The following is a 24499-nucleotide window of genomic DNA, read 5'->3' on the forward strand; positions in this document are numbered from 1 at the left end:
TCGCTTGTTAAACTCCTAAATACGGATTTGAACAAGCCATATTATAACATCCATCGAGCAATCCTAAAATGTAATGTTATATCATTTCATTTTTAACGCTTGATTTTTTCATGTATTATGAGTCATGTAATGTTTAGGGATAAGACCATGTTTGAAGCTATTGATGATTTAAAGAATAAATTAGATCAACGTCGTCCTCTCTCACCTACCATTGTAAAAAACTTGCAAGAAGATCTTATAATTCGTTGGACATATCATTCAAATGCAATTGAAGGAAATACGCTGACACTACTTGAAACTAAGGTCATTCTTGAAGGCATCACTGTTGGTGGCAAAGCGTTAAGAGAACATTTTGAAGCTATTAACCACAGAAATGCAATTTACTATGTTGAAGATATTATTCGCAAAGAGGAGCCTTTTTCAGAATGGCAGATTAGGAATATTCACCAACTTATTTTAAAAAACATTGATGATGAAAATGCGGGACGTTATCGCCAGCAAAATGTATTAATATCTGGTGCTACATCTACACCACCTGATTACACTTTATTGAACGATAAAATGAGTCAACTTATCAACTGGTACGAGACTGAAGCATATAAGCTTCATCCTATTGAACGTGCTGCCAAAGTACATGCAGATTTTGTTGGTATTCATCCATTTATTGATGGTAATGGGCGTACCTCTCGACTTCTGATGAATTTAGAACTTATGAAAGCGGGCTATCCACCCTGTGTCATTACTGTTGAAAATCGCTTAGCTTATTATGAGGCTCTAGATCAATGGATGGCACACGGAAAAACTGAAGCTTTTACTCAGTTAGTTTCTAATGCTGTTCGTGAGGGGTTTAAACCTTATCAGGCTGTTTTAGGACTGTAATTTAGATCTTGAGCATATTTCTCTTCCCCTGCTCTTATGAGCAAGGGGAAGTCTATTTTTAATACCAATGATAATTTTAGGTGAAGGCATCAAATTAACTCGCCAGATATCCCATCAAATTTGCTCTGTAAACTCTAGATTTCTAATCTCATTTACTTCATCATATTTCAAACAACTATTTATTAATTATTAAAAATGTTTAAAACTGAAAACTATTACCACATAGATTACTTAGCTCAAGCTGGAGTAACAGAAACATGTCTCTATAGCCTTTGCAATTTAATCCAGACAAATGTAGATTTCACTGATGCACGTTTGCTCACAAGCGACCAATTCCATGCGTTTATATTTAAAGATCAATTTGACAGCTACTACATTATTCGATCAGGTTTTTCATCGGGTTATGCAGGTGAAGGCCCAGAAGGACTAGCAAAAGCACTAGCAACCTTAAGAAGACATCAAATCGATATAGAAGAAGTACTCATCCCATCAAAGCTTATCAACAAGCTAAATAAATCATTATTGACTGATCAAGATATCGATTTCATTTTCCAACAAAAAATCATCCGTCCGATCCGTTTACATGACTATATCCACCCTTTCGAAGGCGAAGTTAATCAAGCATTAAAGCAAAAACGTTACTACCCATTAGAGCTACCGTATTCAATCATTGATGACAGAATTTTTGATCTTGCTCTACTCTTTAAACAAGATCCAGATTCAGCATTAAGCAAGGCATATAAACGCTTAGAAGATATCATTAGAGAACGTACAAATCTCAATGAATCTAGTAAAAAACTGTTTGAACAAGCTTTTCAAGGTAAAAATGCCTTATTAACTTGGGAAGTGCCTGATCATTCTGAGATAAATGGTAGAGCAGAGTTATTTAAAGGCACGTATATGGCATTCCGTAATGCCAGAGCTCACCGTGAAAAAGAGGAAACCTTAGTTCATCAGTATCGTGAGTTTTTATTAATTAACGAACTATATTTACTCGAAGAAGAAGCAATCTCAATTATTTCTGACAAATAAATCTAAAGCTCGAGTTAAACTTGAACAACTTTATACTTATACTTCTTTTAAATATAAATTTTCAAAAGGCCAACCATATCTACAAAAGATAAAACTCTAATTCTTATTGGTAACAAATTTGGGGCGGTGCCGGCCTAATAAAAGATATCGAATATAAGTACGATGGTATGATCCTATTAATATTCAACTAAATCTTATGCAATTAACCTATATTTTTGCTTTGGACTTTTCGGTTTATCAGGCACTGTTCTTTCTATTAAGTGACTTTCAATAGCAGGATTTAAATAGTTTTTTTGAAATGTCGCCCTATGTGAAAGGCGAACTAAGTCCATAAGCTCAACCAGACTATATTCTTTTCCTTTGTGCATTTTATTAATCAGTTGACTTACGTACTCGTTATCTTGAGCGGTATCTTGATCGCCAACTTGAGCGGTCATGTTTGAGTTTAAAATAGCGTCCAAAATCATTTGCAAGATAAATTCAATAAAAGGAGCTGAATCAGTCTGATTTGTACTTGCTTGTAAAGCATCGTAATAGGCTCTCTGATTTTGATAAATTAAGCTTTCAACAGGAATATTGATAAAAATTGGATGCCATTGACTCAGTATTAAGGTTTGCCAAAGCCTTCCCATTCGTCCATTGCCATCTGCAAAAGGATGTATAAACTCAAACTCGTAATGAAATACTGAACTTTGAATGAGTGGATGTTCTTGACTTTCTCCAAGCCACTGTAATAAATCACTCATTAAACGAGGGACTTGATTTGCTGGTGGTGCCATATGTATGACTTGGCTGCCAGACATTACACCGACTCTACCTTGACGGTATTGCCCAACCTCATCAATTAATCCTGCCATTAATACTTGATGTGCTTCAAGCAAATCGGATCCAAGACTAGGTTGCCATTTTTGAAATGCGTCATAAGCTTTAATGGCATTGCGAACCTCCTGAATTTCTTTAGGGGGCGCAATGATAGGCTTTCCATTTAAAATTGCTGTGATTTGCTCTGTACTTAATGTATTTCCTTCAATCGCTAATGAGCCTTGAATAGTGCGAATACGATTTGCTTTTCTCAGTTTTAAACTATCTTGGATTTCATCTAAAACAGTCAAACGCCCTATGTTTTCACTAATCTGAACAATCAGATGAATTATTTTAGATGTGATGGTATAAGGAGGTTGGTATTTCATATTTCCTCGAAAATCTAACCAGTCAAGACTGAGCATTTTTTAAAACAAATTCTTTTAAAAAGGCTGCAACTTTCATATTAACTTTGAAAGGTGGTATTACTTTACCTTCTTGTTTCTCAAAGTATTGCTTTGCCTTTGTCTTATCTACTGTATTCAACAATGTATCGAAACGTGCAAATTCATTGATATTATTTTCATTAACATGTGCATTAATCAGTTGTCTTAATTTAGCTTCATCTAAACCAAAAGAAGTCGCAATAGCATGTATTTCATCTTCTTTGGCTTTAAATTGATACTCTGTAATATAGTCCCTAAATGACTTATCTTCTTGTAGTTTCAGGTCACCACGTTGAACGTCATGTAAAAAGATATTTGCAACTCTTTGCTCATCATGGCTTAAAGTAGCAAAACTCTTATGCAGCTCATTTAATGCTTCTTCAACCGAAATGGTATTTTCACGATCATGCAATGCTTTTAAATATTTGGTAAAGCGACTGTTCATGTAATCTGAATCAATTTTATCGGTATCAATTTCAGTTAAATAACCATCTATCTCAAATGGAATACTACCTCCACCACCTCCACTTCCACCTTGAGAAAATAATTCTTTATAACGTAAGGCAAGAATAAGATATGTTTGTTCGTTTATTAGAACTTCAAATGGTGATTTACTCGCATCATTATCGTCAAAATGATAGATCAGTGTACTCCAATTAAACCCTTGGATTTTTGCTGCCTCTAGGTGCTCATTGAATTGTTTAAATAACTTTGCAAACCGACCACAAGCCTCTTTTTCTTTAGGTAACTTTTCAAAGTTTTTGATACCAGCATTTTTAAATAATCGTTCTATATCATCAAAAAAATAATTTAATTTAATTAGGTTATCTTGCAGTTTATCTACAAATAAAGCCAAAGGTTTATCGCCCGAATACAGCTTTACTGCTGCATCAATATTACGTTTCATGGTATGAGGGCGTCTATAATATCGAATAATACCAAATGGCTTATCTTTACCAAATAAACGGTTAGTACGTGAAAATGCCTGAATCAAATTTGCATACTCAAGCATTTTATCTAAGTACAAGGTATTCACCCATTTAGAGTCAAAGCCTGTGAGCATTTGATCGACTACAATCAATAGATCAAGCTGTTTTTCTGGGGTATGTTCTACACGCTTATACAACTCTTTATGGGCTAAACGGTCTGCAATATCACGCTTCATTTTTGCATGTGTTGCTAAACTAAAATCCATGCCATAACGTGTGTTATAGTCGCTAATAATTTCAACTAAGCCCTCTTCTTTGAACTTCGCCTTTCCATTATTATCAATATTCGGATCAAATAACGCCGTTATTTTTAGCTCAGGTTTAAGCGTCTTAAATAAACGATAATATTGAATAGCCTCAGCAATACTACTGGTCGAAAACATGCCATGAAATTTATTATTTTGGCTATATTGAATCCAGTTTTCTAAAATATCCTCAACCACTTTATTTTGATGTTCTGGACGACGATACTGCTCTGTGGGCAAGTAATCTTCAATGCCTTTAACATAGTTATTGACTTGATCCCAATGACCTGCCATATCGACCTGACTTTTATCCATAAAACGTAAATAAATTTCTTTCTTTTTAGGGTCAGCCATCACTTCTTGAACGGTATTCGCTTTTGCTTCATCCAAAGCCACAGCTTCACGTAATTTTGAATCTTTATAGGTTGATACTAAATAGGGATCAAAACCGAGTACATTTTTATCTCGAATACCATCTGCAATACTATAACGGTGCAACTCATTTCCAAATACAGTCGCTGTCGTATTCTTATTTTTTTCATTTTCTTCTTGAATCGGTGTGCCTGTAAAACCAAAGAAGACTGCTTTAGGAAAGGTGTGTTTAATCGTAATCAACATACCATTTGACTTGGCTGATTTTGGGTCTTGACCAGTTTGATTCGATGTTAAATTTGCCGCCATTGTTGATCGGTGTGCTTCATCAACAATAATCACAATACGTTTATTTTGAATTTGTGCTAAATCATCTGCATTGATTCCATCTTCTTCATCCCGAATATTGCTCATTTTTTGAATTGAGCTCACAATTAAGACTTCATTCGGGTTAGTACTTTTCAGTTTACTCATCAATGCATGGGTATTTTCGGTAGATTGTACAAAATCATCTGTATCTGCAAAGTTGTTGTATTGTTCTAATGACTGCGTACCCAGTTCGATACGATCCATCAGAAAAATTACTTTATCTGCATCTTTAGACGTGGCAATTAAATAAGCTGATTTAAAACTGGTCATGGTTTTACCTGAACCAGTGGTATGCCATATATAACCTCCTAAACGATCTCGTCCATCCCATTCAACACGAGCAACACGATCAGAAATGGCACGGACTGCAAAATACTGGTAACTGCGCATAACCTTTAACACGCCATCGGTTTTATCCGCTACGGTGTAAAACCCAATGAGCTGATGCGCCATCGGAATAGACAGCAATGTACCTGCAATGTCTTTCCAATAGTTGATTGGTTCATTATTAAAATCTGCCCAATGAAAATAGTAATCTGAATTAAATGATCCATCGGGCCCAGGATTGGCAAAGTATTTGGTTTCTTCGGGGTTCATCGCAACAAAAATTTGCACCAATGAAAATAGTCCTGAAAAGATACCTGAACGGGCATAGTTCTCAATTTGGTGTGTTGCCTGACTCACAGGAATGCCTGAGCGTTTCAATTCGATATGAAACAAGGGCATGCCATTGATTAGCAACATAATGTCGCCACGTCGGTCATTTAAAATTGGTGAAGATGTTGGGAATTTTGGTTGTTGTACGATTTGATAACGGCTTTCGCCTGCCGCAATTTGTTGGCGGTCATAAATACTGAGGCTAATTTCTTTACCTAAGTGTGCTGGATCATTGGGGTTATCTCGTTTGATCGAAACTGTTTTACCATTAATAAAGCCATTAAGTGCCAAAGGTGTACGCAAGTTTTTAATTTGTTCGAGTATTTGCGCCATTTCAGAGTCAGTCAATGGCTGACCATTGAGGCGATCTATACTACTGTTATTTTCAAATAGAATGTTTGCCCAATTGTTAATTAAGTCTTGTTCTGTTGGATTTTTTAAAACCGTACTTTCCCACCCTTTGTTAAATAGGGTTTCAATAAATGCTTGTTCAAATTCTTTTTCGCTTTTAAATGTCATGGTCTATGTGCTTTTATCAAGTAATATGCGTTTTAGAACTCAGTCGCATGAAGTTTCAAACGACTGATAGTACAAAGTTAAACAAACATCTTTTCTAAAAATGCCTTTTTTAGGTTTTTTAGGGTTTGAAGCTGTTGCTGTTGTAATGTGAGGGTTTCATCAAGCTGTTTAAAAAATTTACCTATTGCAATCTGCTCAGTTTTATCAGGAAACTTAAACTCCATTTGCTTAAACATTCCTGTAGTAATTTGATTAATTGTAGCCCCTAAATTTCGACTAACAGCCAAATCAAATAAATTTGTATTAAATAAAGCATTAATAAAATATGGATTTCTAGCCTTTACTCCTGTCATAAATGCACCAATGACAGTATTCTTCATTTGCTCATTTATGACAGCATGTTTTCCAATTAAATCTCTTGATCCATTTCGTACCACAACAATAATATCACCAACTTCTACGTTACAGACATTCACAGCATCATGAACGACATATACATTATCATCTATGCAAATTTGATTATTTTGAACATTTGAGGATCGTAAAACCAATGTTCCATTCTTGTTGGTGACATCATCTGGTGAATACGTTAATCCACTAAAGAATTCCACTTCATCTTCTAAAAGTTTCTTTTCCCAATCCCCGCTAAACCCCTTTAGCCGAATTTCAGGTTGTTTACTTCCTGCTTTTGGAAACATTTTTTCCAACATGGCTTTTTTAAGGTTTTGCGTTTGGGCAAGCTTCTTTTCATGCAAAGCAATGGATTGGTCTAGGTTTTGGAAAAAGTGACCGATTTGGGTTTGTTCTTGTTCTGATAAGGGATATCTTACTATAGTCTTAGCAAGATTAGTTCGACTAATAGATAGCACTTTAACACCTTGCATCAAGGGTAAAAGCTGATGATGGTACGCATTTGAGTTAAGATAATGACCCAAGTAAAAAGATGATAATTTTACTTTTGGACGGTATGCCATTGTATGCAAACCAGACACAATAGAAGTATCGGCAGGAACATTTATTTCAATAGCTTTGCCGACAGCTTCATCCTCTGCTGTATCCGCAAAAATGACATCACCATTTTGCAATAATTGGCTTTTGAAGTCAGAAATTTCACCATCTGTAATAACCGGTATTTTATCATTTTTATAATCGAGAACAGCAGCATATTTTACAAGGATATCACCATAGTGAATATTCTTTATCCGCCCATTATCATAGTTTAAATCAGCTCTTGAAAGCGTGTTATTCGATAATGGTATAAACATATCACCTAAAGTTTGTTGCTTCCAACGATTACTAAACCCTTTAAACCTCACCTCAGGACATTTTACTTTTTCCATCTCATGCCCCTTTTAACAAAGTCTGAAACTGTGCTAAACCTTGCATATCAAACTCATCACCTGTTAAATCATCAATCAGACTCGCAAGACTATGCTCTGCTTCTGTCAGGTTTTGCGTGGTTTCGGTATAAGTCACTGCATACTTATCTGCCAAAGCCTGCACTACATCGGTTAAATGCTCAATCACTTCATTAGGTAATGCCAAAATTGCAGAAACAATCGGTTGTACCCACTTCGCTTCCAACAGCTCTAAAACTTGAGCGTTCTCTAGGGCTTCAATCGTTGTTTTAGTCAACAAGTGTAAAGTATTGGTATCGGTTTTAATCTCAGCTTTTAATTCTTTTTCTTGTACAAGTAAGTCCTCCACTTGCAACAATTTTGCTTCCAAGGAGTCTTTCTCAAATGTAAAAGCTGCCTGTAAGGTTTTCAAATAGGCTTTTACTTTAGCCACCGCATAAGTACCATCTTTTTTAGCTTCAATTTTCGCCCACTGTACTTCAGGGTGCGCTCGTACAAACTGTTCTTGTTCAGGCTTTTTCGCTTTATTCGCAAGCAATTCTAATAGTTCATTGATCGCACGGATTTCAGGCGTTTCAATCTCTTCAAATGCTTGTTTCAACGCTTTTGTAATTTCTGCGGTTACAAAAGCATCATTGGCATCATTTAATAGGGTTTCTTTATCTTCTTCAGACAATGCTTCCATAATCGCTTCAATGTCGCTACTGGCTTCAGTTAAAGCACGTTCTTTGGCTTGCAAAGCGGTGAGCTCATCAATGAGTAAATGCTCTTGTACCAAATCAAATGGCAACACATACCCCTCCCAACCGTCTTGAACTTCCTGTTCTTTACCATCTTTCTTTTTAGTGATGATATGAGGATTCACAATTTTGGCAGCATTTAAACCTTCAGACTGAATAATCTCCAAGTCCCCTACAATGCTTTGCCATTGATCATCTAAGGCTTGGTAGGCTTGATATTTGTCAACGAGAGGAATATTTTCCAGACGCTTAAAAATATCCTGACTTAAAATATTTTCTTGCTGAGCAATATGTAAGGTCTTCATCTTGCCAATCAACTCAGCGTTTAAATAATCATGAAAATGAGCAAAAGCTGTATTAAATTGTGTTTTAAATGTTTGAACATTATCGTGCTCGTGAATGGCGTTATGTATTTCTGACGTTGCTAAATCAACATAAGGCGTATCACTGTGTGTAAATAAGTCTTTACGAAGTTCAGGAAATGCCTGCCAATACTCTGCATAAGCATCAATTTCCTTTTCTGGAATACCACCAAACATAGTCGCATAAATATCCCAAGTTTCCGCCTTTGCAGACGAATCTACGTAACGAGGAATATTTAAGTTATAACCTTGCTCACGAATTTCTTCCAAGCTAACCAATTTAGAAAATTGCTCAATATCTTTACGCTGTAGAACAGTATCAACAATCTTCTTAATATTAGATGCTTGTAGATGGTTATTTTTACCAACTTTTATAAAGCCTTTTGAGCCATCAACAATAAGTACATCACTTTCTTGACGACGCTGTTTTAAAATAATAATGACTGTTGGAATACCTGTACCAAAGAAAATGTTAGCAGGTAAACCAATGATTGCATCAATATGTTTATTTTCAAGCAGGTTTTTACGAATACGCTCCTCTTCACCACCACGGAACAATACACCATGTGGCAGAACAATCGCCATAATACCATCTGGTTTTAAATGATAAAGATCATGTAGTAAAAAAGCATAATCGGCTTTGGTTTTTGGTGCTAAACCAAAACGAGCATAACGTGGATCAGAGTCTTTATTTGAAGAATCCCACGCTTGTGAATACGGTGGATTCGATACCACTGCATCGACATACAACGGCTCGTAGGTATTAATCGGGTCATTGTCATCAAAATACGGCCAATCATCTTCTAAAGTATCGGCATTTCGAGCAACAATATTGGCGGGTAAAATGCCACGCATGATCAAGTTCATACGGGTTAAGTTGTAGGTATTTTCCTTTAACTCCTGTGCGTAATATTTGATTCTATTCGCATCATTCACATGTTTAGCAACTGAACTACCAATGTTAATCAACAATGAACCCGAACCACTCGTTGGATCGTAAATTTTTATTTCTTGTTGATCTTTTAAATGATGTGCAATAATTTCAGACATCAATACAGACACTTCATGCGGCGTATAAAACTCACCTGCTTTCTTACCTGCATTGGCTGCAAATGAGCCGATTAAGTATTCGTAAATAAAACCAAGAACATCATAGTCTTGCTTATTACTCATTGGAATAACTTTGATTAGTTGCAATAAATCACTAATTGCTTTGGTTTGACTGTTTGAGTTGTCGCCAAGTTTACTTAAACCTGTTTCCAGTGTTTTAAAAATGCCATCAAATACTTTTTTATGTGATGGGCTAATTAAGCGTGAAAAAGAGGAAAGTGCATCACGAACATTGGCAACGTTGAAGTCATTGCCTTTTTTTAGCCATGTGGAAAATAAATTTTCATAAGCAATAAAATAACCTAAACTGCCTTTAATATAATCAACGCTTTCCGTATCTTGTTCTGATAAGGCTTCAATATCCGCCTGAGTAAAGTCTTGTTCTTGTAAAAATTTTTGCTCTTTATCTGATAGAAACTTATAAAACATGAAACCTAAGATATAGTCTTTGTATTCATTTGCTTCAATTTTTGAGCGCATTTTATTTGCTGAATCCCAAATTTTTGAGGCGAGTTGTTGCTTGTTCATTCCTATCTATCACTGTTTAATATTCTCGATATATGATATCAACTCTACCGTTAAATTGAAATTTCAGTTACTGCCTAAATGGGTTTGTAATGATTTTTATAAAAAGTTTAAAACACCATATACTCGAAATCATGAAAAATAAAGATTTATGAAATAGCTAATTAATTTAAATAAAAGCAACTTAAAAAAATACTAATAATTTCTTTCAAAAATTCGATCTCAGATCAAATTTAGGATAGGCTGCTCATAAACCTAAAAACTATGACATTTAATATTATGGCCACTATAGAAAAAAATTTAGAAATCGCAAATTTAGTTTGTAAATTTGGTGAAAATAATTTATTAGATCTATACAAAGAGGTAATAGAGCCGTCTTTTTTCAAAGAAAAATTTCGTAAAGCTGGAAAAAGTACTTTTTATTTTGATCAAGTATCTTTGACTAATCTAGGTAAAGATACTTTAGGCGAAAAAGATATTATTGCTATCACAGGAAGATTCATCAAAAAAACTATTCTTGAACGTGAACAATATGTTGATAACTTTGGAAATATTTTAAGAGATAAACAAAACCTTCCTTCAGCACCATCTGCAATTTTCACTTTAATTCTAAACAATCATAGATTACTTTATGCCGCTGAAACAAAATATGCTCCTACTATAGATAACTTTAGAAGCACATTAATATATTTCTTACGAAATGAGCAAATGAATTATCACAAAAGCTTACCAAAAGAGGAAGGTGTAGATTTTTTAAAAAGATTTCCTATCGTTGAGTTAACTATAACGCCACTTACAAATCAACAAAGTCTCAAGGATAATATTTATCTATTTGATACATTAAAAAAAGTTTCTTTTATTCTGAATGATCGTAACTCTGAAATAGATGGAGAGGACATGTTTAGACAAATGCAGGAAACTTTGGATGATGCAAATGGTCAAGGAAAATTTGAAATTACCAACAAAAAAGGCTTAAATAAAGAAGTAATAGCCGATGAAGCTAGAAAAGCGACGATGCAAGGCAATCAAACAGTTGTTCTCGATGGTGTAGATATAAATGGAAATAAATTAAGAATTAAAAATGATGATATAAAAATCCGCAGATCAATACAAGTTATACAAAATAATATTAAGGCTACTGTTTCTAATATGTTTTTAGAGTTTAAAAATATTATTCTATCAAAAGAAATCAGAGTAAAGAAAACAGATGTTAAAACACAAAAATTAATAGATAATATTGAAAAACTTAATATTTCATCTATACAAAAGGAAGAGTATAAGGAATGACTAACCTTTTAAAAGAGAAGAATTTAAGAGATATTTATATTAAATCTAGAGCTATTCCAATCTCTAGATTTAATATTTTTTTCTCGTTAACTATAGGTTTGATTTTTTTCATTACTATATTTATTAGCAACTTAAGCATCTCAGATGGATTCAATAAAATCAATGACCTATCATCATTTTTATTTTCATCTCTATTGTCAATCCTAGGTTTTCTAATCGCTGGATACACTATTTTTTGTACAATAACACCTTTAGATTTACAAAAAAAAATGATAAATAGTATAGATTCTAAAACTAGGCTTCCATTTTTTAAAAAAGTGCATTTTATTTTTATTAGAGTATTTATTTATTTTTTAATATTCAGTTTCTTTCTATTTATTATTTTTACATTAAAAGACATTCCACTAGGTCTAAGTAGAACAGGACTATCAATAAAAACCACTAATATAATATACAAGTATACAAACTACTCTATTCTCACTATTATTGTTACGAGTACTACTTTTCTATTCTGTGAACTTAGTTCATTCATTTTTAATATTTACAATTCAATTGCAACAACATTACATTGGCTAATCACAAATCCTCCTCAAGATAAAAATAAATAAAAAGGGAGCTTTCGCTCCCTACTATTATCGGTTTGCCAATTTCTTTTCAATCCACTGATGAATCTCCCAAGCTGACCAACCAATACGTTTAGATGTAATCGTTACTTTTTTAGGAAATGTTGAATCATAATATTGAGAGTCTTCATCCATCATCTCATAAATCGTTGAACGACTTACACCAATGATTTCAACAACCTGTTTAATGTTGATTAACTGATTAATCTGAAAGGTTTGTCCTACAAATGTCGTCATGTCTTGATTCTCCATTTTACGGAGCGTCGGATTACGCTCAAATGATAGGGCAACGCCTTATTTTTCTACCCATTTGAGCCATAACCCTTCGACTTCAACTCACCGACTGAACCGATGATTTCAAACCATGCTGTAATTCCATGACATCCATCTTCTGTTCTTTTAACGGTTGAGCATCTTCGCTTCCATCTATGACCTCCTCTTCGGCTTCCTCTAAATCAAAACACACCGCTTGATAACCCAACTTCGCTACAGCATCGAGTTGGCTTTGGTCAAAGCCACTCTCTTTCGCTTTCTGATCTAACTCTTTCGCCTGTTGAATCGCATCTTGTAAAGACACCCCTTCAGGCAAAGTTAAATCGACATAATAAATTGGCGTACGATAACTCTGCGTTGTACTTTTGCCTCTCAGTACCAATTGTAATGGTAAACATGACAAACGGTCTTTTGAGGCTGCTTGATAATAAGCAAGCCGTGCTGCAAGTGTACGGATACTATTAAAACCTGTGGTTCTAAATACAAATGTTCCGAGTTCATCACTTTCATCTAAGTTCACATACAACCGACCATATGGTTTACATGCACCATTTTGTCCCATCGGGCATAAATGTGGTGTTGGACAGACTTGCTTTTCTATGCCTTGTTGCGTCATACGATGACAGACTTCGCCATTACCTACACAAATTGGGCGACCTGTTTGTCGGTCAAACAAGCTATATTCCGCACGTAAGTTCAGCTCAGGATCATTAAAGATCATCCGTACTGGAATCTGACGTAGCTTCCCATCACCATTATTTACTCTTAGCTTGTCATCTAAGGGGTGTTTAACCCACCCCTCCTTATTTTGGATTTGACTAGTAATAGTGAACTGATCATCTTTTTCAGGTTGACGTTTACCATTCTTTTCAACAACACGACCAATGCTGATTCTGCCTAACACTGGCGGTGTGATTAATAAACCTTTCACCATCTAAATCACCTTTATCTTTTCTTTAGTTATAAAAAAATCCCACTGCGTTGGCAGTGGGATGGATTTGTTTATGCTATGGATTGCCTTTTACTCTTGGGCTTACTCTACTTAGGCTTTTAGCATCTAGCATCTATATTGATCTAGTCAGTATAGATTTGAAAACGACGACTGCCTTCTTTCACTTCTCCATATTGCTCTAACAGCTCAGGCTGTGCTTTAAGCAGTTTCTTACTATCTAAGCTCACTCGATCTTTCGATGCTTTCCACGTCACCATACCTCGTTGAAAGATGGCTTTTTCTGCATGCTTCATACACATTTGAATTTGCTGTTTTAACAACTCAAATTTCTTTTGATGTGTTTCAACTTTTTCTTTCTCAAGCAAGAGATCATCGAACAAACGATTCGCTGAACCATCTTCTTTAAAGTCTTCACTCTCTAAAGGCTCATGTTTCGGATACAGTTGTTGAATGGCACTGGCTGCCGACTTTGATGCATCGGGTTCAGGCGGTCGATCATCTGTTACACACTGCCAGAAGTAACGCTCTGACTGAATTAGGACTTGAATGACTTGTTCATTACGTGTGACTTTAAAGATTTGTGTTTCATGGCCACATAGTAGTACACAGACATGGGCAGCTTGTTTACCTGTCACTGCCAATTGATGTTGTACTTGGCAAAGTACATACAGTGGCACACCATCCTTCCATAACCGACTACCATATTGCCCTGCGGTTTTACATTCTAAGATTTGAATGTCTTTTGCACCGATCACGGCATAATCTAGATTGGCTAACATAAACGACTTATCTTCATCAGGATGTTGTAAGACTGCATTGACTCGTCTGACTTTATATCCTGTATATTGTTGATAGAAATCTGCAATTAGTGGTTCAAGCTGATGCCCCCAATATAAAGGGTTATTGCCATTGCTTGCTTCCTGTTGTGGACTAGAAGGTGTTCTGCCTGTTTTCAACATCCAGAGTTCAAGCATACTCATATATGGATTAAGTCCACATGCAGCCGCAGCATCACTACTGCCAATGCCTTGGCGTCTAACTTCTAGCCATTTGCTATAATCCATGCCTTTGGTATTCGCAACACGTTTCGGAGTGACTGGTTTTGAAGATAGTGGTTTAGGCAGATATGGGCTTGGTTGTGGTGTAATCATAGGTTGATTCATATTGACCTCAGTAGAATAAAATGTGGCATAAAAAAAGCCATGTCCCGAAAGGGACATGGCTTTGTGTTTTAGTGCGATAGATAAATTTTGCTAACTAAGCAACAAATGCTCTTGCTTGTTCAAGCGCACGTTGCTTTAGATTCGCTCCTGCTCCAAACCATGCAGAATCTAAACGATGGTCATTACTCATGGCACGTCGTTCATGATCAACAAACTCCGTCATGGAACAGAGCAAACCATAAGCAGTATCTTTTGCTGAAGAGAGTGTTGCTCCTCGCCCCTGCCCATTAAACATCTCCATGGCTTTACTCATCGCACGACCATTGGGTTCTGCTTTGGTATCTTGGTTTGCTTGGTTTTGTTCAGCGACATGACGATAGAACTGAATCAGATTGTCTTCGGGAGAGACCATCGAAGTATTGTTAAACACCGCATTCAAGTAATTGGATGCTTCTTGCTGTGTAACTTTACGCTGAGACAGTTGTTTCATCTCATACATATGTTCATCCCATGCACGAACTGAAATCCCCAATTGCTGTTTCACTTTCTCCGCATCGAAATGCGTACTGTGAGGGACTTTAACCATCCCTGCACCAGCCGTTGCACCTTTAAGGGCAATTGCTAAAGTGTTATTACATACCACACGAATAGATGTAAATTGAGCCGTAGTCGCTAATGTCCCATCACATGCGGTTGCCAATAAGATATAGCCATTGCAGACATCTTTACCTTTTAAAGCGGTTGTTTGTCCTGTACGTGCCAATGCCCAAAACTTCTTACCGCCTTTAAGTACACCTGCGGTTTCTAGCTCAAAACCTGATTGCTCAGTGAGATCACGATAAAACTCAAGAATCTCTAATGGTTGAACTTCTTTATAACGCTGGCTCACAACTGACAAAGGTGCATGCGTGTCTGAACGATACAGTACTCGTTGCTCCTCATAAGGAAGAATGATTTGCTGTGCTTTATCATTCTCAGCAAAGTAACTGACATTGGATGATTCAATACGCCAATCCATTCCTGCTTGCTTTGCCCAAACTTCAATCGGTTGCTTAGGCATTAATTGCTCACCCAAACCATGCCAAGGTGTATCACCAACATACGCCATGCTTTCAACTTGATGTGCCATTTTCATTGCTCCTTAATAAAAATATTGACCACAATCATCACATTGAAAACATTGCACAGGTCTTGCTTGTCTTTTAGGTTGAGGGTCACTAAACACACCACCAAGTACACTTCCTACAACTGCACCTGCAATACCGCCAAATAAAGGAGTAATCCCTAATGGTACTGTTTTCGATAAAGATGCACCAATGGTGGCAAAAGAAGCTGCTGATGAAAGCGATGATGTATTGTGTTGCTCTGATGCTGTCGGTTGTACTGCACGACTCACACGGATGGAATCACAATAAGGACAATAAATACTCATAATAAAAAACCTCTAGATCATATATAGAATGGTCATCTCTCCAACAAAGAAAAGATGTTTCTCATCTAGATGATATATATCTAAAATATTTTTTAATTCGTCCAAAAGCAATACATAACCCAAAATAGCACAGATCTGAATTGACGATTAAAACTGCTCCGATTATCATTAGCTCGCTGGCCTACATTGCCAGACGGTTTTGACAGACCGATCATACAGCGCATCAGGTGAAAGTACTCCTGAGTATCACACTTGTGCGAACACCTTCTCGTCCCCCTTTGCGGTAGAACGGGAGGGGGACGCCTTCGTGCGTGCTGGTTTCTGTATGTCCAGTCTGTCAACCCTCTTTCGTTCTGCCACCATCTCAATTGACAGTGAGTGATCGGCAGAATTTGAACAACATACAGGATCAAATCTCATGCAAACATCTATCACGCTTATTCCCATACCCAACAACTTAAAACCCTTATCTCTGCCTTGAATCTGTACTGATTTCTCATCTCTAAAACATACAACAATCAAATACAACTGCCGTTTAAGGTAGGGATAAGCCATGACTAAAATAGTTTTAAGTCTATGTGTACTCTTTGCGCTGAGTGCATGCAGCAGTAACGATAACAATGATTCATCTGCTTCAGATAAAGCCCCCGTCGAACTCAGCTTTAGTACCGAAGAAGCACCCAATGAATACTACCCTTTTCCATACATTAGCTATCTCAACATTCAATCCGTCGTAGATCATGTTTCTATCTTTCATGTATCCATTAATCGCGGTAATTGTTCAGTCTCATCTTGGCTTGGAAACAATGGCAGTTCATATCTCAAATTCGGGCAATCAAGACAAGCGAGCCTACGTTGCCAAGACACACAAGTAAAAGAAGTCGTTGTAGATACAGATCAAGGTAGCTACACCTTTAATTTTTAACAATAAGAATGGATAAATGATCATGAAAGGTACAGTTTTAGATTTCTCGGTACAAAGCAACAAAGGGATCATTACCCTAGATGAAAAAAGATATCACTTCACAGGTGATCAATGGAAAGAACAACTCCACCCTAAACGTGGGCAACATGTTGATTTTGAGGTTGATGAAGAGACAGGCAACGCAATCAATATTTACTTTGTTGTGACGCCAAGTACAAGTACATCAATCAAAAACCCACAGACAGAATCAAACGGTCAAACAAAAGATACTGCACAGGCTGAGACAAATAAATTTCAAGCGATTCTTGATGAATATCAAAAGTCAGTCTGGACTTGTTTTAAAAAGTCTTTTGATATCAATGGTCGTGCTGCACGCCCTGAATATTGGTATTTCCAATTGTGTGCCACACTGATATTCATCTTTACAGACAGAATACATGAAATGCTTTTTAACATTGCTCTGATCGTTTTCATTGTTCCTTTAATTACCGTGACCGTCCGACGTTTACATGACATTAACCGCTCAGGATGGTGGGTACTGGTTTCTGCTGTTCCATTACTTGGAAGTGTAGTCATACTCTACTGGGCAGTTTCAAAAGGCTCAACTGAAGAAAACCTCTATGGGCCACCTCCACAATAAACCCTTAAGTAATAAGACATGGAATGGTAAGGATATCTTTCCATGTCCTCATCCAAGAACCACTAATTAAAAGTACGCATTCTCTTAGTGCATTTAACCCTTAAATACTGCTCTTCTTTCTCAGGACAAGTGAGATAACTTACTGCTTTCTCACAACGCTCACATGCCTCAATGTCATTTCGATAAATTCGTCCAATACCTAATATTCCTAGATCGGTATAACGTGCAACTTGCTTGGAGTCATGACAGTTAAAATAACTTCCCTGCTTAGAAGTAATATCTTCAATCCATACTTGACCAAGCTTGCTTGCAACGCCCCAACCACTTTGTACTTTATGCCCATTAAAGATCATTAGCACATGACAGTGATAGCCTTTATCCGACCCCTGCTCTAATGCCCATGCATAGTCTACCAAGTCTTTTAGAAACCCTTTACGCTGACTTAAGTGTTTTCGTAACTCACGAATATCCTCATAGAATGTCTCAATATCGATATGATTATTTTGTTTTGAATAAGCGAGATCTACACGAACGACTAGAGATTTAGAATATTGATTTAATGCATATCTTATTTTCTTAGCGAGAGACTTCTGATTTCTTGATTCATTCTCATAATGCCTTTTTAAATCATATTGATGTAAATCACGATAGGATGATAAATACCTTTCCCACTCACTTAAACTATATTCATCATAAATGTAATCAACCAACTCACTATAACTTAAGGTTCTAATATCATGATTTTCTATAAAGTCACACCATGCATTAATATAACCAAAGTAGCTATAAGATGGTTCATATATCTCATTAAAATCAAATAACAGTGATGCACATCTAGTATAAAAATGATGATTTCTTTTTATTCCATGTTTAACCCAACTCTCAGTAGTACTCTCAATTTCAATGAGTAAATCTGACTCTCTTTGATTATTCATGTTAAGTATCTCCTATGCTGAATACATAGAAGACCTGAATCAGGTATAAAGATATTTATAGCCTCTAATGAGGTATTCCATATCACTCATAATAAGATGAGTAAGTATGATGTATGAGATATTAATAATATTAATAACCTTCAATAAAACTTGGGTCTAACCTGTCTTAATCCTCCAACAATCATTACCAATAAAAAATGGTTTTCTCCATATACACTAAAAACAAGCTCAAGAATCACTTACCCTCCTTACATATAAGTGACCTATTTTTTCAGACAAAGTTATGCGTTAAAATAATAAATACTAAAAAATTCTTATATATATCATATTTAATGTAAAAAAATACTAAGAAAAACTCTATAAAAACCCTATATTTTTATCTAAAAAATCACTATAAAATGACTATAAATAGCCAAACTATGCTAGCCTATAAATTAGGATAATTTACAATTAAGAGTAAATGGAATGAATACTACAAAAGATGATGAATTGGTTGCACTATTAACAAAAGCACCTGATGATGAGCTTATTTTTCTTTTAACTTATATATGCGTGGAAATTCATCTATTAGAGTTAGGAGATGTTCCAAGTGAAGATGAATTTACTGAATTTATTATTAATAATAGCTTTAGTGAAGCTAGATTATTCTTAATTAGAAAACTAAGAAAAAATGATTTTATTTTTTCAAATCATAAGAATATTTTAAAATTTAAAATTAAAAAATATAAAACATACATACAAAAAATAAAATACAATGAAATACCAATATATAACTTAATACAGCGTATAAATAATAAAAACCCAAATCAAGAAGTGGTGAACAAGATTTTCCTCATATCTTTATCAAAGATGATAATCAGTGAAAAAGAGAGTATTATAATTAATAATATAAAAACAATTCATTCATTAAAAACCAGCATAAACAAGGATTTAAAATCATATATTAATAATAAAGAATTTATAAGTTGGATGGGCGAAAACACACTAAAATCAAGAAAATCCAATACCCATAAAATAATAGGTATTACACGACCTCTATTAGAAGGAGTTGATATAGATTTGATATCCATTAAATATAAATATATTGTTCATGATAGATCAAGTTTAATATCTTATTTATCAATAAAAAGACTAGAAGATTTTGATGAATATAATAAATATATTCATAGAGTCAAAAAAGCTTGGCAACAAAAAAATTACTTAGCAAGTAAGGCAAAAGACAATCACATTAAATTAAATAAAAAAACTATGGATAATTTGGAAAAATTGAGTAGCTTAAAAGGGACAAAGAAAGAGTTACTACTCTCTGAAATTATTAAACTAGAGCTAGAAAAGGTGGAAGAAGAGAATAAAGCGAAGGCTTAGGCCTTTGCTTTAAGATATCCACTCGATAACCTTAGCTTCGTACCAATCCATCATCTTAACCCTCTCTTCCCAATATTGAGCACGATTGTAAGCAGCACGAATACGGTTTTGTGGAACATGTGCTAGCTGTCTTTCTATAACATCATAATTAAACAAATTAGACTCATTCAAAACCGTACTAAACAATGATCTAAAACCATGAGTTGTCATCTTACCTGCGTAACCAGAACGCTTAATCACCTGTAAAATTGACTCACTACGCATAGATTCCTTGCTATTTAAACGATGAGGAAAAAGTAATTCTTCATTATGTGTCAACCTAAGTGCTTTCAACTCTTGAAGCATTAAATTTGTTAAAGGTACTCGATGAGGTAAACCATTTTTCATTCGTTCTTTTGGTATATCCCATACTCTATTTTCTATATCAAACTCACTCCAAGTTGCTTTGAGTAACTCATTTACCCTTACACCTGTAAGCATAATCAACATAATTGCATGGTGTGTTTGAGCATCACTTGGGTACATGCGTACCTTCTTTAGAAACTCAGGCATGTCTTGAGCTTGTAACGATGCTAAGTTTTTTACTTTCCTAGATTTCAATGCATATACCAAGTCTGATGCAGGGTTATCTAGTCTATAACTATGTGCAATCGCATACTTCATTACCATCCCACATCTTGATAATGTTCTCTTCGCAACTTCCAAAGATCCTCTATTCTCAATTTTTCTAATCGCTTCTAGAATAATAGGTGCTGTTAATTTATCTATCTCATGATTACCAAAACTTAGATACAACTCATCTAGAGACGCCCTAACATTGCTAATATGTTTATCTGACCATGTCCCCTTTTGATTTTCAAACCAATCTTCGGCAACTTCACTAAATTGAGGTTTTGGAGATTCCAGACTGCTATCCTCTGCATATTGGACTTTAAGTCTAGAAGCCATATCACGTGCTTTCTTTAAACTAATGTCTGGATATTTACCTATAGATTTAGACTTCCTGTCACCATTAATCGTTAAACGTAGATTCCAATATTTTGTGCCGTTTGTAGAAACCTGTAGCGATAGACCATTTACATCGGATAAACGATAAGGCTTGTCTTTCGGCTTTGCTTGTTTGCACTGACTATCTGTTAATTGTGTTGATGCCATCACCTAGAACCTTTCATTATTGATTGGGTAAATTTTCCCTTTTTTTACCCAATTAGGCAAAAACAAGGTCATATTCAATCGGATAACTTCGGATAAATAGGCAAATAAAAAAGCCTTTAAATATTGAATTTAAAGGCTTTTTATAATCAGTCTTGTGAGACTGGATAAAAATTTGGTGGAGATGGCGGGAGTTGAACCCGCGTCCGCCAGCATTACGCTCCAGAATACTACATGCTTAGATATCGTCTATTATTTTAGCACTTAAAGACCCGACGAACAGGGTTAAAAGCGCGATCCTTTAAGTTTGATATAGAACCCCAAGGCTTGATTCTATACGGACTTGTGTGCGTTCGCTTCTGTCGGGTTATCAGGCCACAAGTAATCTGATAAGCGGACTAGTAGCCCTTAGGCTACTTGAGCGTAAGATTCGTCGTTTGCGACTATAAAATTGCAAATTTTATTTACGAGAGAAAATGCGCTCTCGGCATGCATCTATGAGTTTCATCACCAGCGTCGAAGCCAATAACATCCCCATGTATGTCTAGCAATTATAACATACTCTAAGAAAAATACTATAGGTTAAGGTATTAATGTGAGGGTCCACCCTCAATTTTTCTTGGCTTAGGACAAAACCAAATAATAATTGCCCCTACTAGAAAAATCATAGAAAACACAAGAAATACATGATCCGCTGCCACAGTTAAGGCCTCCTTATTTACTAAGTTCGAAATCGTGCCTAATGCTGTATCATAACTAAACCCTTGATGTTGAAGAGTGTTTAAAGTCGGCTTTATATCCATATTAGATACAATTTCACTTCGTGCAATACTGGCATGATCATCCCAAACCGTTACAGCTAAAGAAGCGCCTATAGCTCCTCCCATTGTACGCATAAAGTTCATTAAACCTGCAGCCGCTGCAACTTCATTTGGAAGTACAGAACCTAAAGCAATATTAGTTAATGGAATAAAGAAAAATGGGACTCCAAAACCTTGTAAAATTTGTGGCACAGCCAAAGTCATAAAATCTGCTTCATTGTTCCAAAAGGCACGCATTAACGTGACACCACCTAAAATACACAAGCCGAAGCAAGCCAAACCACGCTGATCAAATTTTGTGGAAAGCTTTGCCACGACAGGAGACATTGTCACACTTCCCAATCCCATGGTTGCCGTCAAATAGCCTGCCCATGTCGCGGTATACCCCATATTTGTTTGTAACCACTGTGGTATTAATACGATGCTTCCAAAAAAGGCGCCGAAAGCAAATCCCATGGTTAAAACTGCAAGTGAGAAACCGGAATGCCGAAAAATAGAAATATCTACAATAGGATTTTTTTCAGTCAGTTCCCAAATAACAAAGATAATAAAGCCAATAAATGATGTTACAGCCAATGTACAAATTAGGTTACTTGAAAACCAATCATGGTCATGACCAAGATCTAAAAGAAGTTGTAGAGCACCAATCGCTATAATAAGCAAAGACAATCCAATTGCATCAATTTTAACAAGTTGAGTCTCAGTTTCAGCAGGCTTTAAGAGTTTAAATGCACCAAAAACACAAATAATTCCGATAGGTAAATTAATAAAGAAAATCCAGTGCCATGAAAAACTATCACTAAACCATCCACCTAGAATTGGGCCAACAATTGGACCAACAACCGTCGTCATTGCCCATATTCCCATCGCCTGTGCATGTTTTTCAGGAGGGTAAATACGGCGCAATAAGGTTTGACTTAATGGCATTAAGGGTCCACCAAATAGACCCTGTCCAATTCGGCAAAATACCAAAAGCCCTAAAGAATTAGATAATCCGCATAAGACTGAAAATAATGTAAAACCAATTAAACAAGATACAAATACGCGAACTGCACCAAACCGACCTGCCAGCCACCCAGTTAAAGGTACACAAATTGCTTCAGCCACTGCATAGGAAGTAATAACCCAAGTACCTTGTGTTGTCGAAACAGCCAAACTTCCCGTAATGTGTGCAACAGAAACGTTTGCGATGGTTGTATCTACAACAACCATGAAATTGGCCAATGCCAAGACAAGTGTTGCTAATAATAATTTATTCCCAGTGAGATCACCTAGAGGCACAAATTTACTCATGATGAATTACTTCGACTTTAAATCGACTTTTGCAGTCATAGATAAACCGACACGCAAAGGATGTTTTTCAAGCTCTTTTTCATCTAATGCCACGCGTACAGGTAATCGCTGTACAACCTTAATCCAGTTTCCTGTTGCATTCTGTGCTGGAATCAAAGCGAATGCTGCGCCTGTACCACCAGAAAAACCAACGACTTTGCCATGATATACAACATCATCACCATACAAATCAGACGTAAGCGTAACAGACTGTCCTGGTTTTACATCGGCAAGTTGGTTTTCTTTAAAATTCGCATCGACATATAGCTTATTCACAGGAACAACGAGCATTAACGAAGATCCTACTGAGACAGTCTGACCGATTTGTACATTTCGATTGGTGACGATGCCATCAACAGGTGCTTTAATCACTGTACGATCTAAATTAAGTTGCGCTTGGTCAACTTTAGCTTGTGCTGCAAGTACATCAGGTGTAGTTTCCTGATCTAAACCTTTAATTAAAGCATTGTTTGCATCTAAATTACTTTGAGCAACTTTTTGATTTGAAACAGCTTGCGATAAGCCAGCCTGAGCAACACCATAATTGGCTTTTGCTGTATTTAAAGCATTTTGTGACGTTGCATATTCTTCTTTAGAAATTGCACCAGAAGCACTAAGTTCTTGACGGCGTTTAAAATCAGCTGTTGCTTTTTCCAAGTCTGCTTTCGCTTTTTCCACTTGTGCTTTCTGACTTTGTATTGCATCGTGAGTCGATTGAATCTGAGAAGATAAAGAACCACTATTGGCCTGCGTCTGCGTATATTGACGCTTAACTTTTGCTAAATCTGCTTCTGCCTGTGCTAAAGAAATTTTTGCATCTCTATCATCAATCACAACCAATACATCACCTGCTTTGACACGTTGCGTGTCTTCAACCGACACACTTTTCACCTGTCCACCAACCATAGAGCTTACTTGAGCAGTATCTGCACCCACATAGGCATTGTCTGTATCTTCAACATGACTAAAGAACACGGTCCATACAATATAAATAATTGCACAAATGATAAATAAGATTGCAACGATAGATAACCATTTTTTACGTGTTGATTTTGCTTGAGAAGCTGGCGCTTTTTGTACTGTTTGCTGAGAAGCGGGAGTCTGTTCTTCAGTCATATTTAACCCTATAAATCACTCTTATTTTGGCGATACTGCATCATGTGTGTGCATGTACTGAAAACACGATTTGCTTCGT

19 protein-coding genes and 1 other RNA gene are annotated in these 24499 nt (G+C 36.0%); 6 read left to right on the forward strand and 14 right to left on the reverse strand.

Features of this window, described 5'->3' with window-relative positions; translation table 11 throughout:
- Positions 1-147: 147 nt before the first annotated feature.
- Both OZX61_RS08810 and OZX61_RS08815 read left to right on the forward strand, forming a co-directional pair.
- Positions 148-879 carry a Fic family protein gene (locus OZX61_RS08810; RefSeq protein ID WP_277094575.1) on the forward strand — a complete coding sequence of 244 codons (732 nt, stop codon included), beginning with the start codon at positions 148-150 and terminating at the stop codon, positions 877-879.
- A 195-nt stretch (positions 880-1074) separates the two neighbouring features.
- Complete coding sequence (locus OZX61_RS08815) at positions 1075-1911, forward strand: TIGR02391 family protein (protein ID WP_277094576.1); 837 nt, start codon at positions 1075-1077, stop codon at positions 1909-1911.
- 194 nt (positions 1912-2105) lie between these two features.
- Here OZX61_RS08815 and OZX61_RS08820 read toward each other — a convergent pair whose 3' ends face one another.
- From OZX61_RS08820 to OZX61_RS08835, 4 genes are all read right to left on the reverse strand, one after another.
- Positions 2106-3101 (reverse strand): Fic family protein, encoded by a 996-nt coding sequence (locus tag OZX61_RS08820; protein WP_277094577.1) that lies wholly within the window; start codon positions 3099-3101, stop codon positions 2106-2108.
- A 22-nt stretch (positions 3102-3123) separates the two neighbouring features.
- Positions 3124-6309 (reverse strand): HsdR family type I site-specific deoxyribonuclease, encoded by a 3186-nt coding sequence (locus OZX61_RS08825; RefSeq protein WP_277094578.1) that lies wholly within the window; start codon positions 6307-6309, stop codon positions 3124-3126.
- 77 nt (positions 6310-6386) lie between these two features.
- A complete protein-coding gene (locus OZX61_RS08830) occupies positions 6387-7649 on the reverse strand; it encodes a restriction endonuclease subunit S (protein ID WP_277094579.1) in 1263 nt (420 codons plus the stop codon).
- A gap of 1 nt (position 7650) precedes the next feature.
- Positions 7651-10407 carry a type I restriction-modification system subunit M gene (locus OZX61_RS08835; RefSeq protein WP_277094580.1) on the reverse strand — a complete coding sequence of 919 codons (2757 nt, stop codon included), beginning with the start codon at positions 10405-10407 and terminating at the stop codon, positions 7651-7653.
- Positions 10408-10683: 276 nt separating this feature from the next.
- Between OZX61_RS08835 and OZX61_RS08840 the strand changes: the two genes are divergently transcribed.
- Complete coding sequence (locus OZX61_RS08840; protein ID WP_277094581.1) at positions 10684-11691, forward strand: hypothetical protein; 1008 nt, start codon at positions 10684-10686, stop codon at positions 11689-11691.
- A gap of 632 nt (positions 11692-12323) precedes the next feature.
- Here OZX61_RS08840 and OZX61_RS08845 read toward each other — a convergent pair.
- From OZX61_RS08845 to OZX61_RS08865, 5 genes are all read right to left on the reverse strand, one after another.
- Positions 12324-12551 (reverse strand): AlpA family phage regulatory protein, encoded by a 228-nt coding sequence (locus tag OZX61_RS08845; RefSeq protein ID WP_277094582.1) that lies wholly within the window; start codon positions 12549-12551, stop codon positions 12324-12326.
- 94 nt (positions 12552-12645) lie between these two features.
- Positions 12646-13521 (reverse strand): hydrolase or metal-binding protein, encoded by an 876-nt coding sequence (locus OZX61_RS08850; RefSeq protein ID WP_277094583.1) that lies wholly within the window; start codon positions 13519-13521, stop codon positions 12646-12648.
- 140 nt (positions 13522-13661) lie between these two features.
- The gene (locus OZX61_RS08855) at positions 13662-14702 is read right to left on the reverse strand and encodes a lambda-exonuclease family protein (protein WP_277094584.1); all 1041 of its coding nucleotides are present in this window, start codon (positions 14700-14702) and stop codon (positions 13662-13664) included.
- Between the two features lie 94 nt (positions 14703-14796).
- Positions 14797-15831: a DUF932 domain-containing protein gene (locus OZX61_RS08860; protein WP_277094585.1), complete on the reverse strand. Its 1035-nt coding sequence runs from the start codon at positions 15829-15831 to the stop codon at positions 14797-14799.
- 12 nt (positions 15832-15843) lie between these two features.
- Entirely contained in the window at positions 15844-16134 is a 291-nt protein-coding gene (locus tag OZX61_RS08865) for a hypothetical protein (RefSeq protein ID WP_277094586.1), read from the reverse strand.
- Between the two features lie 553 nt (positions 16135-16687).
- On the opposite strand from OZX61_RS08865, the gene OZX61_RS08870 reads away from it, so the two are divergent.
- Entirely contained in the window at positions 16688-17059 is a 372-nt protein-coding gene (locus OZX61_RS08870) for a hypothetical protein (protein ID WP_196337760.1), read from the forward strand.
- A gap of 22 nt (positions 17060-17081) precedes the next feature.
- Entirely contained in the window at positions 17082-17699 is a 618-nt protein-coding gene (locus tag OZX61_RS08875) for a DUF805 domain-containing protein (RefSeq protein WP_277094587.1), read from the forward strand.
- Positions 17700-17761: 62 nt separating this feature from the next.
- Here the strand turns inward: OZX61_RS08875 and OZX61_RS08880 are convergent, their stop codons facing one another.
- Complete coding sequence (locus OZX61_RS08880) at positions 17762-18634, reverse strand: inovirus-type Gp2 protein (RefSeq protein WP_277094588.1); 873 nt, start codon at positions 18632-18634, stop codon at positions 17762-17764.
- A 465-nt stretch (positions 18635-19099) separates the two neighbouring features.
- On the opposite strand from OZX61_RS08880, the gene OZX61_RS08885 reads away from it, so the two are divergent.
- The gene (locus tag OZX61_RS08885; protein WP_277094589.1) at positions 19100-19999 is read left to right on the forward strand and encodes a hypothetical protein; all 900 of its coding nucleotides are present in this window, start codon (positions 19100-19102) and stop codon (positions 19997-19999) included.
- A 9-nt stretch (positions 20000-20008) separates the two neighbouring features.
- Here OZX61_RS08885 and OZX61_RS08890 read toward each other — a convergent pair whose 3' ends face one another.
- The 4 genes from OZX61_RS08890 to OZX61_RS08905 form a co-directional block, all read right to left on the reverse strand.
- On the reverse strand, positions 20009-21154 hold the full coding sequence (locus OZX61_RS08890) for a tyrosine-type recombinase/integrase (RefSeq protein WP_277094590.1): 1146 nt from the start codon (positions 21152-21154) through the stop codon (positions 20009-20011).
- Between the two features lie 173 nt (positions 21155-21327).
- Positions 21328-21687, reverse strand: a transfer-messenger RNA (tmRNA) gene (gene ssrA / locus OZX61_RS08895).
- A 54-nt stretch (positions 21688-21741) separates the two neighbouring features.
- Positions 21742-23265 carry a DHA2 family efflux MFS transporter permease subunit gene (locus OZX61_RS08900; protein ID WP_195771119.1) on the reverse strand — a complete coding sequence of 508 codons (1524 nt, stop codon included), beginning with the start codon at positions 23263-23265 and terminating at the stop codon, positions 21742-21744.
- A 6-nt stretch (positions 23266-23271) separates the two neighbouring features.
- On the reverse strand, positions 23272-24420 hold the full coding sequence (locus OZX61_RS08905; protein ID WP_195771118.1) for an HlyD family efflux transporter periplasmic adaptor subunit: 1149 nt from the start codon (positions 24418-24420) through the stop codon (positions 23272-23274).
- Positions 24421-24499 lie beyond the last annotated feature (79 nt).

It is taken from the genome of Acinetobacter sp. ESL0695, assembly GCF_029392135.1.
GTDB lineage: Bacteria > Pseudomonadota > Gammaproteobacteria > Pseudomonadales > Moraxellaceae > Acinetobacter > Acinetobacter pollinis.

Excerpts from the sequence above, each read along its gene's own strand:
- OZX61_RS08810 (WP_277094575.1), top strand. The coding sequence starts at position 148 with ATGTTTGAAGCTATTGATGATTTAAAGAATAAATTAGATCAACGTCGT.
- OZX61_RS08815 (WP_277094576.1), top strand. The coding sequence starts at position 1,075 with ATGTTTAAAACTGAAAACTATTACCACATAGATTACTTAGCTCAAGCT.
- OZX61_RS08820 (WP_277094577.1), bottom strand. The coding sequence starts at position 3,101 with ATGAAATACCAACCTCCTTATACCATCACATCTAAAATAATTCATCTG.
- OZX61_RS08825 (WP_277094578.1), bottom strand. The coding sequence starts at position 6,309 with ATGACATTTAAAAGCGAAAAAGAATTTGAACAAGCATTTATTGAAACC.
- OZX61_RS08830 (WP_277094579.1), bottom strand. The coding sequence starts at position 7,649 with ATGGAAAAAGTAAAATGTCCTGAGGTGAGGTTTAAAGGGTTTAGTAAT.
- OZX61_RS08835 (WP_277094580.1), bottom strand. The coding sequence starts at position 10,407 with ATGAACAAGCAACAACTCGCCTCAAAAATTTGGGATTCAGCAAATAAA.
- OZX61_RS08840 (WP_277094581.1), top strand. The coding sequence starts at position 10,684 with ATGGCCACTATAGAAAAAAATTTAGAAATCGCAAATTTAGTTTGTAAA.
- OZX61_RS08845 (WP_277094582.1), bottom strand. The coding sequence starts at position 12,551 with ATGACGACATTTGTAGGACAAACCTTTCAGATTAATCAGTTAATCAAC.
- OZX61_RS08850 (WP_277094583.1), bottom strand. The coding sequence starts at position 13,521 with ATGGTGAAAGGTTTATTAATCACACCGCCAGTGTTAGGCAGAATCAGC.
- OZX61_RS08855 (WP_277094584.1), bottom strand. The coding sequence starts at position 14,702 with ATGAATCAACCTATGATTACACCACAACCAAGCCCATATCTGCCTAAA.
- OZX61_RS08860 (WP_277094585.1), bottom strand. The coding sequence starts at position 15,831 with ATGGCACATCAAGTTGAAAGCATGGCGTATGTTGGTGATACACCTTGG.
- OZX61_RS08865 (WP_277094586.1), bottom strand. The coding sequence starts at position 16,134 with ATGAGTATTTATTGTCCTTATTGTGATTCCATCCGTGTGAGTCGTGCA.
- OZX61_RS08870 (WP_196337760.1), top strand. The coding sequence starts at position 16,688 with ATGACTAAAATAGTTTTAAGTCTATGTGTACTCTTTGCGCTGAGTGCA.
- OZX61_RS08875 (WP_277094587.1), top strand. The coding sequence starts at position 17,082 with ATGAAAGGTACAGTTTTAGATTTCTCGGTACAAAGCAACAAAGGGATC.
- OZX61_RS08880 (WP_277094588.1), bottom strand. The coding sequence starts at position 18,634 with ATGAATAATCAAAGAGAGTCAGATTTACTCATTGAAATTGAGAGTACT.
- OZX61_RS08885 (WP_277094589.1), top strand. The coding sequence starts at position 19,100 with ATGAATACTACAAAAGATGATGAATTGGTTGCACTATTAACAAAAGCA.
- OZX61_RS08890 (WP_277094590.1), bottom strand. The coding sequence starts at position 21,154 with ATGGCATCAACACAATTAACAGATAGTCAGTGCAAACAAGCAAAGCCG.
- OZX61_RS08900 (WP_195771119.1), bottom strand. The coding sequence starts at position 23,265 with ATGAGTAAATTTGTGCCTCTAGGTGATCTCACTGGGAATAAATTATTA.
- OZX61_RS08905 (WP_195771118.1), bottom strand. The coding sequence starts at position 24,420 with ATGACTGAAGAACAGACTCCCGCTTCTCAGCAAACAGTACAAAAAGCG.